The sequence below is a fragment of the Pseudomonas japonica genome, assembly GCF_013522925.1.
GTDB classification, from domain to species: Bacteria; Pseudomonadota; Gammaproteobacteria; order Pseudomonadales; family Pseudomonadaceae; genus Aquipseudomonas; species Aquipseudomonas japonica_A.
The window spans coordinates 11525-26099 of sequence record NZ_JAAMQU010000019.1 but is presented as its reverse complement, the minus strand read 5'-3'; the positions used below and the strand labels follow the sequence as shown (position 1 = coordinate 26099).

At 55.3% G+C, this 14575-nt stretch carries 10 protein-coding genes and 1 pseudogene; 7 read left to right on the top strand and 4 right to left on the bottom strand.

The genetic code is table 11. From position 1 onward, the window contains the following. Positions 1 to 283: 283 nt before the first annotated feature. The 4 genes from G7016_RS22760 (at position 284) to tatA (ending at position 4738) form a co-directional block, all read left to right on the top strand. Positions 284 to 1297 (top strand): AraC family transcriptional regulator, encoded by a 1014-nt coding sequence (locus tag G7016_RS22760; RefSeq protein WP_181117987.1) that lies wholly within the window; start codon positions 284 to 286, stop codon positions 1295 to 1297. Positions 1298 to 1644: 347 nt separating this feature from the next. Then, on the top strand, positions 1645 to 3102 hold the full coding sequence (locus tag G7016_RS22755; protein WP_258195308.1) for a flavin monoamine oxidase family protein: 1458 nt from the start codon (positions 1645 to 1647) through the stop codon (positions 3100 to 3102). Positions 3103 to 3508: 406 nt separating this feature from the next. Further along, complete coding sequence (locus G7016_RS22750; protein ID WP_258195307.1) at positions 3509 to 4267, top strand: hypothetical protein; 759 nt, start codon at positions 3509 to 3511, stop codon at positions 4265 to 4267. 216 nt (positions 4268 to 4483) lie between these two features. Further along, positions 4484 to 4738, top strand: a complete 255-nt coding sequence (gene tatA / locus G7016_RS25705; protein WP_181117986.1) for a twin-arginine translocase TatA/TatE family subunit — start codon at positions 4484 to 4486, stop codon at positions 4736 to 4738. A 157-nt stretch (positions 4739 to 4895) separates the two neighbouring features. Here the strand turns inward: tatA and G7016_RS22740 are convergent. Continuing rightward, a pseudogene (locus tag G7016_RS22740) lies at positions 4896 to 5314 on the bottom strand (ATP-binding cassette domain-containing protein); the annotation flags it as partial. Between the two features lie 1115 nt (positions 5315 to 6429). Continuing rightward, positions 6430 to 8637 carry a hypothetical protein gene (locus G7016_RS22735; protein ID WP_181117985.1) on the bottom strand — a complete coding sequence of 736 codons (2208 nt, stop codon included), beginning with the start codon at positions 8635 to 8637 and terminating at the stop codon, positions 6430 to 6432. A 231-nt stretch (positions 8638 to 8868) separates the two neighbouring features. Between G7016_RS22735 and G7016_RS22730 the strand changes: the two genes are divergently transcribed. Further along, a complete protein-coding gene (locus tag G7016_RS22730; RefSeq protein WP_181117984.1) occupies positions 8869 to 10029 on the top strand; it encodes a DUF3800 domain-containing protein in 1161 nt (386 codons plus the stop codon). A 739-nt stretch (positions 10030 to 10768) separates the two neighbouring features. Here G7016_RS22730 and G7016_RS22725 read toward each other — a convergent pair. Then, positions 10769 to 11104 carry a hypothetical protein gene (locus tag G7016_RS22725; protein ID WP_181117983.1) on the bottom strand — a complete coding sequence of 112 codons (336 nt, stop codon included), beginning with the start codon at positions 11102 to 11104 and terminating at the stop codon, positions 10769 to 10771. A gap of 169 nt (positions 11105 to 11273) precedes the next feature. Beyond that, entirely contained in the window at positions 11274 to 12242 is a 969-nt protein-coding gene (locus G7016_RS22720) for a DNA-binding protein (RefSeq protein WP_181117982.1), read from the bottom strand. Between the two features lie 318 nt (positions 12243 to 12560). On the opposite strand from G7016_RS22720, the gene G7016_RS22715 reads away from it, so the two are divergent. Both G7016_RS22715 and G7016_RS22710 read left to right on the top strand, forming a co-directional pair. Next, a complete protein-coding gene (locus G7016_RS22715) occupies positions 12561 to 13202 on the top strand; it encodes a hypothetical protein (protein WP_181117981.1) in 642 nt (213 codons plus the stop codon). Then, on the top strand, positions 13202 to 14359 hold the full coding sequence (locus G7016_RS22710; protein WP_181117980.1) for a tyrosine-type recombinase/integrase: 1158 nt from the start codon (positions 13202 to 13204) through the stop codon (positions 14357 to 14359). Before G7016_RS22715 ends, G7016_RS22710 begins: the two co-directional genes overlap by 1 nt. Positions 14360 to 14575 lie beyond the last annotated feature (216 nt).

Below are 14575 nucleotides of genomic sequence, written 5' to 3'. Positions count from 1 at the left end.
TTTTTAATGGGTAACATTGACTGAGTAAATCAGTATCGACAGGTTGATACCCAAAAATACATGGTAACAAAAGGTGCGAATTCCCTGAAACCGAGCCCGGTATTGGTGCGTACCCGTTCGGATGGATTGCGGTTATCTAGTCTTTTTTGGCGCTCTATCCAAATTGTCGGATTTCTTCATCCAGATTTCCCAATTGCTCTCATTCTTTCAGCGATGGCACGTGTCTTGCTATTACTCCTAGGAGCGCCGTAGAGCGCACCTCCTTTAACAGTGGAGCCTAGTCATGACCCGGCCTCATGTCTTTGTGAACAACAATATTCAGATCAACAGCTATGACATGGCTGGCGCACGTGCGTGGATGGAACAGGTCTGTGGCCCTCATAGCCTTTTCAGTAGTCACCCAGACCAGATCTCATTTCGTCATTGCGCGCGTGTCTTCCGTTCGTACGCAACGACGCTCGGTACGATGGAGTACGGAGCTGATGTCCGTATTGGTGTGGAGAGTTCAGATCATCTAGATAGCTACAGCCTGAGCTTACCGTTTGCCGGCGAGCAGGAGCTCGTCTATCTCGGAAATCGTATTCAGTCTAACCGGAATGTTGGGGTAATTGTTTCCCCCTTTCATAGCCAAGAGCTCTCCATGGCAGGAGACTGCAAGAAAATATCTGTGCTCATACCGCGGGTCACCATGAGGTTAGCACTTGAGGAAATTTTGCAGCGCCCGGTAGAGATTCCGATCAACTTCGATCCAGTAATGGATGGTCAGTCCGGCGCGAGTGCGTCATGGTGGCGCCTAGCTGCGCACTTTGTATCAGAGCAGGAATGCGGTGGTGCCTTGTTCGACCAGACACTATTTTCTCGAGATATCGAAGCGTCATTGGTGCGCGGTCTTATCCTGGCTCAGAATAATAACTATACCGCTGAGATTCAGGAATGCATGCTCGGAAAGCTGCCGAGCTATCTGCTGAGGGCAAAAGAATTTATACACGCGAATGCTCGTGAAGATCTTCGCCTAGAGGATATAGAGGCAGCCGCAGGTGTATCGCGTTTCAAATTGTTTGATGGCTTTCGAAAGCATATGGGAATGTCCCCGATGGCGTACCTAAAAAAGTTGCGATTGTCGGAGGTCCGGAAACAACTGCTCAAGGGGGGGAGGGGGATCAATATCTCAACTGTCGCCACAGAATGGGGGTTCAATCATTTGGGGCGTTTTGCAAGCGAGTATAAAAAGCTCTTCAACGAAATGCCCAGCGCGACCATGCATAGAAATGATAGCAGTCGGGCACACTTGATCTGAAGTTTGAGGGAAAGTTGTGTATGCTCCATGGCGCTATTCTTATGAAGCCCTTCCACCATATGAGTTGTTAGGGCTTTTTTGTGGCTTGAGTACTCAGTCTGGTCAATGTTCGTGCGGAGTTTTTGAATGCCTATCCTCTGATTCTGGAATGGTTCCGATTTTTTGGATCATTTTGCTAAGTATTTGGATTGTTCTTGGGACACTTCTGCTGTGGAATAGTCCTGCGCGGGGGTGGCTCACAGCAGCGCTAAGTTAGTCAAGGTGCAAGCGATACTCGCCAATTTTTGAATCGCATACAGCTCCATCAAAGAAGCCTGGTGTACAATGAATTTGGGATGAGCGGAATAATGTCTACCGACGATAAAAATCAAGAACAGCAGACGTCAATGCAGTTGAGCCGTCGTAGCACTTTGTTAGGCATGGCTTTAGGCGCTTCCACACTTGCAGCATCCTCTTTGGTGCGCGCAGCAACGTCAGAAAAGTCAGCTCCAGGCCTACCCGCCGATGCTTATGATGTGATCGTCATCGGCGCGGGCATGGCAGGGGCGACGACGGCTCGAGAATTGGGTGCTCGTGGAAAAAAATGTCTTGTCCTCGAAGCTCGCAATCGACTTGGGGGCAGAACATGGACGGCCGATATTTTTGGTCAACCGTCAGAGGTCGGAGGACAGTGGATTCATTGGTATCAGCCTCATGTCTGGGCCGAGATAAAAAGGTATGGCCTAGAAATCGATGAAACCCCCGGGGCCAACCCCACCTATGGCACCGTGCTCATAAACAACGAACTGAAGAATGTTGATCCTGCGGATTCGTTCGCAATGCTCGATAAAGGCATGAAGGTATTTTGTGGCGACCTGATCAATGCTTTTCCTCGACCCTATGACCCAAATTTCGATACCAGCTTCTTGAAACACGATGATATCTCCATCGCTCAGCGTCTGAAACAGATCGATCTGGACATCACGACTCATACGATTCTTGAGTCGTTCTTTGCCACGGCAGTCAGCGGTAGCTTGGAAACAGCTGGCATGCTGGACCAGATTCACTGGTATGCCCGCGCTGACAACGATATGGGCCGCCTGCTGCGTGCCTGTACCCAGTACTACATCAAATCGGGCACTTCTTCGCTGATCAACAGCATGCTCAATGAGAGTAAGGCTGATGTTCGCACCAGCAAACCAGTACGGAAAGTTGAGCAGACAGCGTCAGGTGTGACGGTAACCACTGAGAGTGGTGAAGTCTTCAAAGCCAGTGCTTGCGTCGTCGCTATGCCAATGAACTGCTGGAATGACATTCAATGGTCCCCGGCACTGCTTCCCGGGAAGGTTGCCGCGAGCAAGGAGCGCCATGTGGGCGCTGGCTTCAAACTGAAGATCAAAGTAAAGGGTAACAAAGGTGCATACCAGAGTCTTGCCGGTGTAGGGCATCCCGTGAACATGGTGTACACCGACCATTTCTATGATGATCACACGACACTGTTCTGTATGGGCTATCCAACGCCAGGCTTCGACTACAACAACAAAGCGCTGGTTTTGAAAGAGGTAGAGAAGCTCCTGCCAGACGCTGAAGTCTTGGACACCTTCGCCTACGACTGGACGAATGACCCTTACTCCAAGGGTAGCTGGTGTGACTACAAGGTAGGGATGTGGAGTAAATACGGTGCAGATATGCGCAAGACCGAGGGGCGGATCGTATTTGCTGGCTCCGACGTCGCGGACGGGTGGCGCGGCTTCATAGACGGCGCGATCGAAACCGGCTTACGCGCAGGCCGCGTGACTGCAGAGTTGCTGTCTTCAAAGTCCTGATGCGCAACGGCTTCGCGTCAATGACGCTTGCGCTGGTTTCAATAAGCGCAATGGGCGGGCATGAGGAGTGTGACCCTGTCATGAGCGACCAGGCTTGGACTCAGTGCGCCGTTTGCCATTCGTTGAAACTAGGAGATTCGAGCAAGTTTGGACCGAATCTTCGCGGCGTACTGGGGCGCCGATCGGGTTCGTTGCCGGGTTACGTTTTCTCACCAGCGATGGCAAACAGCTATTTCACATGGACGGGATCCAAGCTGGACGCATTTTTAGAGGGGCCGCAGATCCTGGTTCCCGGTAGCGCAATGCCCTTCGGGGGACTGGCCGATGCACAAACGCGCAGCGCCATTATTTGCAAGCTTGCCAACTCTAATAATTAGCGGTCATTGGACAAAAAAAGGTTAAAGACATGAATCCAGTCATGACGCACTTCACACGCAATCGCTATCTTCTGATACTCAATATCGTGGCGGTCTTTTTGTGCTTCAACACGGTGTACTTAGCACTGCAAGCGGGAAGCTTCGAATATGAGGCTACAGGTAACATCGTCGGCCAGCTGGAGGTTGGGATTGAGGGTTCCCCGAACCTCAAATGGATGATGCTGAGCGACATGTTCGGTTTCTACCTCTTCAGTATTCCCTCCGGGCTATACCTCTGGTTCGCGCTTAGAGAAGATCGCCCGTACCTACTGTCATTGGCGACGATCGCAGGGGCTATTTTCGGTATTGTCGGCGCAATAGGTGCAGCTGTTCTGTCAGTGGCTTGGCCTGTTCTGACTGTCCTCCACGCGTCTGCGACCGATTCTGCAAATGTGCTCATCACCCAGGAAGTTTTCCGTATCCTGACCATGGTTGTACAAGATGGTATGTGGGGACGACTGGAGTTTTTCCTATCTGGCGTCTGGTACCTAGGTCTGTCGATCATCCTGTGGCAGCACAAGAAAGCTTTCGCCCTGGTTGTGTTCGTGAATGCCGCCTGCGCGTTGGTGTCGAGCTTCGGCAAGATGTTCGATATGGGTGAGCTAGCGGGACTCGCTCTGACTGGCGTCACGTACGCAACGCCTGTGTTTTATATCTGGCTAGGAGTCATTGCATGGCGGGGACGATTGCCCAGTCCGAAAGATCACGCCAACTCTATCAGTGCTGATCGGGTGGTCGCGGGTTATTGATGCGATACCTATTGGGAATGTGTGACGGTTACTGTTTGCGGTCTTACTGATCTTCCGGCTGCTATTGAAGAAAGTACTTTCCATATTTACTCCTTGGTGAGGGTGCCGCTGGTTGCCCAGCGGTACTTGTTTTTTCCAGCTCTCGGACCGAACTATCGTGCTCATTTGCAGCGCGGGGGCGATGACGCACACTTATGAAGAAGAGGGGAAATTAAGATGGGAATCATGGATTGGAAGCATTGGATTGTAATCCTTGTTGTTGTTGTATTGGTATTTGGTACCAAGAAGTTGAAAGGGTTGGGTACTGACGTCGGAGAAACCATCAAAGGTTTTCGAACCGCTATGCGTGATGATACCCCTATTCCACAGAATGATAGCATTCATGGATTGCCTAAGAGTCCGGTTGCTTCCAGTGCCAACTTAGGAACAGCAGTACCCTCCGAAAGTACGATACGTGCCGCTACTGAGTAGCAGACAACTGTTGGTCACCTCAGCTAATGCTTTAGAGAATCAAGAGTTCAAATTTTCTCAGCGCGAGATGCCTATCGTGGTAAAGATCTTCACGGAGGTCGTCAAGCGGGATATTCTCCGCCAAGGCTAAATGGTGTACTTTCGCTAGCGAGTATATACGAATGCTCCGGTTGAAGAGTATGTTGTCCTGAAGGAACACACCGTTTTGACGCCAAAGCGAGGAGACATCTGCAAGTGCCAGATCAATGCCATCGACCACTACGCGTCCGCGCTCCGGGATGTGAAGCTTCTGCAGCAGTTGGGTTAGCGTGCTCTTCCCCGAGCCGGAGCGGCCAGCTACTCCGATGAACTCACCGGCCTCAATGGTGAGATTAATCCCTCGAGGATTCTATCAGGCCGATCTCTGAAGTGCACATGATCGAATTCAAGCCGGCCTTTGATAGTAGGCAGCGCGCTTTTGTTGGCTTGGCTCAGCTCGTTCTTCGTATTGAGGATATCGTCCAGTCTCTGGACGGAGATACCTGTCTGCTGGAGGTTCGTCCACAGCTGGGCAAGTCGCATGATTGGCTGAGCGAATGATTGACCTATGAGATGCTCGCAACAAGGCAGTTCATGACAGCATCGTGATGAGGTGTGGCTTGAAGAGCCTGCTGTAGCCCCGTCCCTTTTTGCTGAACCAAGCTAACCGCTATCCGCAAATTTGACTGAAGCGCACGGTGCTCTCGGAGGAAGCATTGCAAGTAAAACGAGAGGAGCGTTCAGAGCTCGTTTTGGCTGTCTTGGGGCGCGATCCGAAGAAAGCGAGTATTATCACGCTTCAGTACAGCATGACACCGGTTCCGATGATCACTGGATCATTCAAAATGAACCGGGCATTTGGTAGCTCTTTACGTTCCTGCGCTACAAACAACCTGCTGCCCGTTAACGTTTCTAGGCTCCATCTACTACATGGCTGCTTGCACAAACACATGCCAGCTACCGGATGGCAGGATCTGGCAGCAATGTTCGCTGATTTCGTACCGTGGGCTCGCCTAACTTTCATAGGAAAGCTATTTCCGGTCTCTACCCTGCGGCGACTACTGACTTCGCTCAGTTCCTAGAGCGGAACGGACCATGCTGCGCATGGCATCGCTCTGTTCCTGCTGGCAGGCCGTTAATGCTGCCTTGATAATTTTGCGGCACGCGGAGTAGAGTCTATGGGGCGCTATATCAGCCGATTTATGTGCAAGTCTGCGAATTCAGATTACGGCCTTGTAACTATTCTTATGCATGCGAATTTAATTCTGAACTAACCAGTCAAGGTGTGGGTATCTTTGCGACTTCACAAAATACTATAGACTTGAATTGGAGAAGTTCTTTCAACGGGTCTTATGTTGAATCAAAGCGGCTAGCCCTAGATGCTTGCTGACGTACCATGGCGCTTGTAGCCCGCAGCTACGTCCCATAGTTGTTGTTCGGGATGTGGCTTAAATGGGTCGATTGCAGCCTATCGCTATCTGCAGCTGCCCACCCCATAGCTGCGATATAGGAGGCCTTGTCAGGGTGGTGGAGTGCCGGCCGACCCTGATTGAGGGATGAGGCGAGAAATGATGGCCAGAGCTTTACGACGCGGATTTCAGTTCTGGACGATGTACGGCCGGTGGTGAGCGGTCATTCTTGCTTTGCTCTGGATTATCGCCTGCCCCATAGCTTCAACTGAACCCGGCCCAATACTTGCACAGATCCCAAACGGCTCCGGAAAAAATTGCGCCTATCGTGAGCGCGATCAACGCTCCAGCCCTTTTGCCGACTCTGCTCATGCTAGATGCTGGCCGCCATGCAGCCAGATTGGGCTTAGCGTCGACCATTTTCGCCGAGACCAGCAAAGCAACTAACAGTGGTATGCAGCCAATTCCAATAGACGTAACGAAGGGCAGTGAGATCCAAGTCTGCACATAGTTGGTCGTGATTAAATACGCTAGGCTGATTAGGATTAGGCAAAGCGCTAATGGAGCCCAAATCATTTTCATCGAGTACTCCAAGCGCTCGACCTTGGCAGTGGCGAGGCTCTCAGCCTGCGTCGATTGCGAAAGCTGGGTTTGCACAGCGAGTCGATCCCTCCTTTCTGCTGCGAGTTCCTCACTCACACCGCTCAAATTACCAGAGACAGCTTCTAGATCCCGCAATGCAGCCAATCGGGACTGCCGTTCCTGTTCGAGCTTTTCACCGGCAGCCTTTAGGTCTTCCGATACCACGCCAAGATCGTGAACAGCAGCGTTATGAAGCGAGATCAGCTCTTCTCTGACGTATTCGAATACTTCCTCGTTGGAGGCGCTGGAGTTTTTCAAGCGCCCTCGTAGCGCCTGGTTGGTGAGCATCACCTTGATGGTCGTTTCCGTAAAATCCCCGACGTTTTCGAATCGAGATATCGATTCCAAAATTTTCACCGTGACCTTCTCGTCCTCGGCGTCGAATGATTGGAAGTAAAGTGACATACGCAACGAATCCACGAGGACGTCATCCAGGTCAGCGCTTCTTGGAATCCAGAATTGAAGGAGCTGGATCAGGCTACTCGGATGGAGCACCAACGGTAGACCACTGCCTTTGGCCGAGCGCTTCTGTCGGTCGAAGCTAATCAATCGCCAATCGATGGTGACTGCCCAATACTCTACGTCGAATGGAGAGTGATCGTTTGTCGAACGTCGATCCTTCACCGCGTGCCAAAGCACAGCATCATGAAGGAGTGTCTCGTAACCTTTTCGTTTGGCTTCAGGTAACTCTAGTACCTCTCGATCCATCTCGGTCAATACGTCGTCAATAACGTCTTGTTTGAAGTTATAGATGGCCGGATTCGCATCCAGAATTTTGATGCCTTTGCCTTCAAGCACCGACCTTATGTCTTCCACATAAGGGCGAAAAAAAGTCTCGGCGCTCAGCCCTGGGGCTTTCGTGGCGGCATCGAGGAATTTTTTCGCGATGCTTGGAAGCGGTTGGCTCAGTGCTGCTCGCGACATGGCCCGCGACGTCCGTATGTGCTCAACCAGGCGAATCTGACTGGTCAGTACTCGCTGCACTTCGTCGAGCGTGCTGGGGAGGACGTAGAGGACAATCTCAAAATTTTTGCCAGTGCGTTCGGTGATCTCCACCAACGAAAGGGCCGAATCATCCCCAGGATTGTCGTGTAGCTTAAGGATGGAGAACAGAAAATTGGTGTCCAGGACGACCTTGATCGTACGTTTTTTCCGCTGTCCTTCAATGGCGGCAAGCGTCGACGATTTCAATTGAGACGACTCTGCGAAAAAGTGAGCGCTTATGAGCCGAAGAACGTGACTCCGGCAGGCTTCGTTTGATGGAGAGAAAAAGGCGGCAAGCGTTTTCCTCAGCCCTTCCTGGCAGCTTTGCGAGTACTTTGATAAGAACGGGTCTACCCAGTCGACGTCCCGTTCGAGTTGGCCATCAACGAGCAGGTGAAAAAGGTTGGCTCCTGATACCTGGATGGTTCGCTGCAAGCACCTTCTGAATTCGGCATACGTGGCCTCAGCATCCAGGATCGGACAATGCTTCTTGCAGTTCGCAATGAAGACGTCCTCACACGCTTGCTGCTCCTTGTCTGCGACGGCTTTTGCAGCAGTCAACTCAGCCCGCTTCGTTTCGGTTAACTTGTATTTTTTGGCCAGAGTGGTCACTGCGCCCTGAGCGGACAGGATGTCGAGCTGAGCAAGCAGCCTGTCATTAGCGACCTCGTAGTAGAGATCTTCCTTGAGCTTGGCCTGCAGCTCCCCGATATCAACAGTTTTGTTGAGTTGCCAAAGCGCGCTTTGGACCACTTGGCCCAATGCCTTTTTCCACCAGCCCGACTCGTTGAGCTCAACGTGGTGGATCAGGGAAACTGTCTCTGCAGATAGCGGGTTCGGAATCATTATTGTGCCTTTCTTAGCCTGCAAAAAACCGTTTCCTACACAGAATTGGAAGAAGTGCTCACGATGGCGCTGCGCTCCGAAAAGCTGGCGGCCAATATCAGAAAGCTACTATCCTGTCGGGATACCTGCAAGCCATGGTTCCCCTGGCTCGACTTCACGACTGTAGCCGTACGGGTCTACGGTACGACGCGAGCAGCAGCGCGTGCGCTTTTTGACTGATGGAGTAGTTGAGTGGGACGGACGTTCGCATTCGTTGACGAATCTGGCAATCACGACTTGGATACGTCGAAAGCTGGAAGCTCGGGCTTCTTCGTAATTTGCTCGATAATCATTTCTGAAACCGATCTGCCTCGGGCCTATGAGCTAGCCGAAGGGCTGCGGGTGAAGCATTTCCAGACAGGTGAGATCAAGTCTAGCAAGCTCAAGGCAAAGGACTCTGAGCGTCGTCGGAAGATTCTGGCGGATCTCGCTGAGTTACCTCTTAAGCTCTACTTCACGGTCGTGGACAAGAGCCGGATGTACAAGGATGGGGGGCATCAATTCAAGCAGTCCTTCATCAAGAGCGTGAACAACCTCTTGTACGAGCGACTGTTCAACCACTGTCAAGACTTGCACATGACCGTTGACGAGCACGGCGGGCCGGAGTTCCAAGAGAGCCTGCGCGACTATGTAGCGGCGCGATACTCCAATGACCTCTTTGCTGACTCGGCATTTCAGACCAAAAGCAGTAAATGCGACGTCTTGATCCAGGCGGCTGATTTCTTCGCAGGCACTCTGTCCCACATTTACGAAGGCAAAGCTTCGAACGAGGTGCTCGAGGTATACAAAAACATCCTGCGCAGTCGAACGCTAGGGCTGCTGGAGTGGCCACCGAAGTATCAGCCCCTCATCCCTCCACCGATGAGCGAGTCTGCGTATGCGGACTACCGAGTACATCAGCAGGCCCTGAAGCAGGCGGATCAGTTTCTCGCCAAGCTCGGTAAGCGCCATAACGAAGAGGAGCGCTTACAGCTCTGCATCCTGGATTACCTAAGATTTCGAAGCGAGTTCGTCAGTGATGAGTACGTCTCAACGGAGGATATTGCCAAACACTTGGCGGAAAGAGGCTTCCCGGGACTAGGCGACCAGAAGATCAGATCCAGCGGCATCGCGAAGCTTCGTGACTCCGATGTGATCATTGCCAGCGCCACTAGGGGCTACAAGATCCCTCGAACCCGTGCCGACATCAACGATTTTTTAGAACTGGCATCGAGCCAAATTTTACCCCTCCTTGATCGAGTCAAAAAGGCTCGGGATGTGTATCGGCTCAGCAGCGTAGGTGAATACGACATCCTAGAGGGAGAGCAGTTTGCTCAGATCAGGAAGCTGCTTTTATCGCTTGAGACCCTATAGGTCAGATTTCACAGATAACTTGGCAGGACGCATACTTGGGTTTCTCTTTTGGTGTAGTGCTTTTTGCGTTCGCCTACAGGGCGTGCTGCGCTCGGCTCGGTACTGCTCCAAGTACGCAGCCGATACTAGGTCCTGACGCGTTCGGTCTTCACGCAGGGATAAGGTACATTGCCGAATCGGCACCGCAGCACTTCGTCGTCGAAAACGGTATCGCCGCCAGTCAGCCCGCCAATGGTTGACGCCGGGCGCGTGTCGGCGCCCAAGCCACCGGCGAAGAGGATGCGCTAACCGGGCTAACCGCCGGAATTCGCTGGGCGGCTGGCTGAGTGATCAAGGGCGGTGTTGGGAATGATGTGCCAAGTTGCCAATAGGCTCTGATGTAGTTCCAGGTCAACCCAAGGCTCGTCGCCAATGTCAGGCCCCGATCAGCAGCGCCGGATTCAAGCGCGACCTGACCGCCGACGCGGCGAGTGCGGCTCGAGCGCCGTCAAAGGTGACGCGTGCCGATCCCTTTCGAGTTCTGGATGGTCTCGTAGCATCACTCTCTCCTAGCTTTGGTTCTGTATTCATAGATTGCCCAACGCCGTTGCTGCGTTGGGGCGCTAACTGGATGCTCACGGCGGTACCGCGGTGCCGGTGCCAGGCGTCAATAAAGCAGTCGGTACTACACCTTTTATCGGCCGTGGCGCGCTTGGCCAGAGTGAAATGATCAATAGAGGGAGTTTAGAACGGTACTGCCTCACTTCGGCTCAACCGACACCACCTCGACATACCGGAATTTCTTCCGCGCCGCCTTCACCGCTTCCTGCTCTGCCAGCAAGGTGCTCAGCGTGTCGGCCTCATGCACCACCTCCTGCGTTTCGCCTTCAAACACATTCCCGACCCTGAGCGTCACCTTGAGCCTGGGCGTAAACGCCTTGTCGACTTTCCGCTTCTTCGCTACGGCCGGCGGCGGCACGATGATCACGTCCGGAATGGCCTCCAGCGGATCAGGGATGTGCACGTGTGTGGGCGCCGGCGCTTCCGCAGCCCCAAATAGCGCACGGCGCATTTCTTCTTCGGTCAGGTCGTTCATGTCGCTCTCAGTTTTGTAGTGCCCGCAGGGTATGGCCGCGGCAGTTAACGCAGCGGCTGATGATAGATCACGGCGCACTGGACAGGTTGTATAGCCGCTGAAACGCCGGAGCCGTGAGTGTGGGCTGGCTTAGACAGACGTGGATACCCTTCTCCTGTCGGAATAAACGTTACGCCTGCCCTTCCGCCCTCGCTTCCAGCAGCGCTTCATACCGCGCCTCGAGCCGCTCATGGGCTTTCTGCAGCTGATGCAGCTGCGCCGCGGCACTCTCGGCCTGTGCCCTAAACCCCGCACTCTCCTCCTTGGCGTCCGAGCGCTGCACCCGCAGCCGGTCGACCATGTCGCGACTCTGCGCGAGCTCCCGGGTCAGGCGCTCGGTCTCGAGCCTGGCGGCATCGCGGACCCGGCTGGTTTCCTTCATCAGGTGGTTGGAGGTGCTGTCGAAGATGTCCGCCTGCCGGCTGACCTCGGCGCGCAGCGCAGCATTCTCCTCCGCGTGCACCGCCTGTAGTCGTTCGAGCTCGGCGGCATGGGTCGCGGCGAAGCGCTGCTGTTCGGCCTGGTGCGCGGCTTGCAGCCGGGTCAGCTCGTCGCGGTGCTGTTGGCCTTGCTGCTGCTGTTGGCTCATCACCTCGCGCAGCTCGGCCTGCAGGTCGTCGCTCTGCCCCTGCGCGCGGCTCAGCTGCTCGCTCAACCGCTGTACCTGGTCGGTCAGCAGGGAAATCTGCCGCTCCTGGTCCGCGAAGCGCGCCCTCGCCTGCTCCGCCTCGTTCAGGGCCGCGGCCGCCCGCGCCGTGGCCTGATCGGCCTGTTGCAGGTGGTGCGAGCGCTCGATCGCATAGGCCTGGGTTGCCTCATTGAGCGCCACCTCCCACACGGCATCAAGGGCTTGGCACACCGGCTCGGGGATCCCCGGTCGTTTCAGCCGTGCGCAGAGCAACGGTCCGGTCCTGACCCAGAACTGCTTCACCTCATCCCCCACCACGTTCGGCGAGGCGGTGACCCCGTGGTGCTCGAGGATCAGCGCACGGATGCCCGTGACCGATACTTCGGCCCCCGCCTCGAGCAGCTGCGCCGCGTAATGCCGGACCAGGTCGCGGGTTTTGGGCAGACCGCTGCTGGGGGGTGTCGGGGTCATCACGAAAAGGCTCCTTGGTGAGGAAAGGACGGGGCTTTTCAAACGCCCGGTTTTCCAGGCTCGTAGCCCGGTTTCAGGTGTAAAACGGTCGAAAAACGCAAAATTCAGCTAGCGCAGTATTAATTTTTTAAGTACTGCAATCAATATTAAAAATATCGTTACTCCAAAAAATTCGTGATTACCTCCAGTTATCACGAATTTTTTGCCCAAGGCGGTTACAGTGGGTAAGCTTGGCAGTAGCGGGGCCATCAGCCACTGATCGCCAAGCTTCACTCTTGTTCAGTAAAAACAGTTGGTTACCAAGGATAAACTTGCGCTGTGGATCAAGTTGCTCATGGCCTCGCATTGCTCCGTCCGCTCCGGCTGAGCCCGTTGGATTTCAAGGCACTGATTCGTCAGCGCGGATGGCGCATGGCTGACGCGGCCGTGCGCTGGAATGTGCGACCTGAAACGCTCAGCCGGATCGCCGCCGACCCTTCCCGCGAAACGCGCTGGGATGACCTGGTGCGCGCGCTGCCTCAGCTGACCCGCCGCGAGCGGGCCGCCGCCACGGCGGCCCGCCTGGCACTCTGTCCGCCGCGGCCTCGGGCCCGTGCCGGCCTGGCGGCGGCAGACGATCCGAGCACCTCCCCCTCCCCGGCTGCATCGCCACCGGCGCCGCTGTCCTGGGCCGATGACGAAGAGGAGGATCTGGACGACTCAGCCTATGGGGCCAATGGTTTCCGTTACCGGGGGTATGTCGGGGTGCATTCGGAGCTGGTTGTGGTCCGGGAGATCGGCAGCTTTGCGCCTGAGGGGGCGGTGTTGGTCGTCAGCGATACCCGACTTGGGGTGAACGCGCACGCGGAGCCCCAGGAGGAGTACTGCTGCGAATCGCCCAGCGGCCTCCTGCAGTGGCTGACCCCCGATGAAATGGACGACTGGGTGGTCTCCACGGGCAAGACCCGGAGTGTGTACTGATGACCGAGGTGTTGACCGTTGCCAGCAGTGATCCGATCGATTTTCAGCAGGCCGTTGCGCTCGAGCAGGTGCCAGTACCCGGGGCGCACCGCGGCGCGAATACCCTCCCCGACCTGGTCCAGGCCCGCTCGGACATCGAGGCCGCCGCCATCTGGCTGGAGGCGACCACCGACAACCCGAAAACCCGCCGGGCCATGCGCAAGGAGGTGGAGCGCTTCATCCTCTGGGCGCTGCATGTCCGCGGTAAGCAGCTGTCCCAGGTCGGTGTGATGGACGTGCGCGCGTACGTGCGCTTCCTGCAGGACCCGCAGCCGGCCGGCGTGTGGGTGTCCACCGTCAAGCGACCGCGGCAGCACCCGGAATGGCGACCTTTTGCCGGACCGTTGAGCCTCGCCTCGCAGCGGTACGCGCTGGTACAGCTGGGCAGCCTGTACAGCTGGATGGTCAAGGGCGGTTGGCTCAAGGGCAATCCCGTGGCCCTGGTGAAAAAACCGGAAGCGCCGATCGATCCGTTGATCAAGCGGCTGTTGCCCCCGGAAGGGATCGCGCTGGCCTTCGAGGTGATCGCGGCGACAAGAAGTCCGCTGAAGCGGGCACGGGATCATTTCATGTTCAGTCTTTTTTATCTGACCGGGTTGCGGACCTTTGAAGCCACGGCCGCGGACATGGGCACCGTGCGCCGCTCAAGCAGTGGCAACCTGTGGCTGATGGTGCACGGCAAGCGCAACAAGCGGCGTGAAGTGCCGATTTCGGAAGCCCTGTATGAGGAGCTTGGGCGGTACCGGGTCGCCTTTGGTCTGCCCCTGGCCATACTGCCAGGCGAAGACACGCCCTTGCTGATGGCCGCCAACAGCAAGCGCAAGCGGGCCAGCAACAGCACCGTCCTCAAGGCCATGATCGAGATCATGGGGCGCGCCGCCGACCTGGCGCGAACCCGGGAACAGCTTGAGCTTGCTGAACGGCTCGCCGAAGCAACGACCCACTGGCTGCGCCACTCATGCTTCAGCCACCTCGCGCAGGCCACGGGCGACCTGGTGATGGTGCGCTCGCTGGCCGGGCATGCGCGGATGGACACGACCAGCCGGTACCTGCACGCGGAAGCGGATGACCTGCACCTGCGGGTCAGTCAGACCCTGCTGACACCGCCCAGCCGGTGAGCCTGCACGGGTTCTGGAAGCAGGCAGCTACAAAGAGAACGATCACTCAAACCATACGGCGTGAGCCCGGCCGCCGTTGTTGCGTGGTTGTTTTTTGATCAATGGCTGCAAGGAGCACCAGATGGCCTCTCTGGGGCGAAGATCAAGGTCTTATCCACAGAGTAATCCCCTGATTTTGTGCATGACTTTGGTGAGGCCTTCTGTCCAAAGCCAGCC

Excerpts from the sequence above, each read along its gene's own strand:
- G7016_RS22760 (WP_181117987.1), top strand. The coding sequence starts at position 284 with ATGACCCGGCCTCATGTCTTTGTGAACAACAATATTCAGATCAACAGC.
- G7016_RS22720 (WP_181117982.1), bottom strand. The coding sequence starts at position 12,242 with ATGACCCCGACACCCCCCAGCAGCGGTCTGCCCAAAACCCGCGACCTG.
- G7016_RS22725 (WP_181117983.1), bottom strand. The coding sequence starts at position 11,104 with ATGAACGACCTGACCGAAGAAGAAATGCGCCGTGCGCTATTTGGGGCT.
- G7016_RS22710 (WP_181117980.1), top strand. The coding sequence starts at position 13,202 with ATGACCGAGGTGTTGACCGTTGCCAGCAGTGATCCGATCGATTTTCAG.
- G7016_RS22755 (WP_258195308.1), top strand. The coding sequence starts at position 1,645 with ATGTCTACCGACGATAAAAATCAAGAACAGCAGACGTCAATGCAGTTG.
- G7016_RS22735 (WP_181117985.1), bottom strand. The coding sequence starts at position 8,637 with ATGATTCCGAACCCGCTATCTGCAGAGACAGTTTCCCTGATCCACCAC.
- G7016_RS22750 (WP_258195307.1), top strand. The coding sequence starts at position 3,509 with ATGAATCCAGTCATGACGCACTTCACACGCAATCGCTATCTTCTGATA.
- tatA (WP_181117986.1), top strand. The coding sequence starts at position 4,484 with ATGGGAATCATGGATTGGAAGCATTGGATTGTAATCCTTGTTGTTGTT.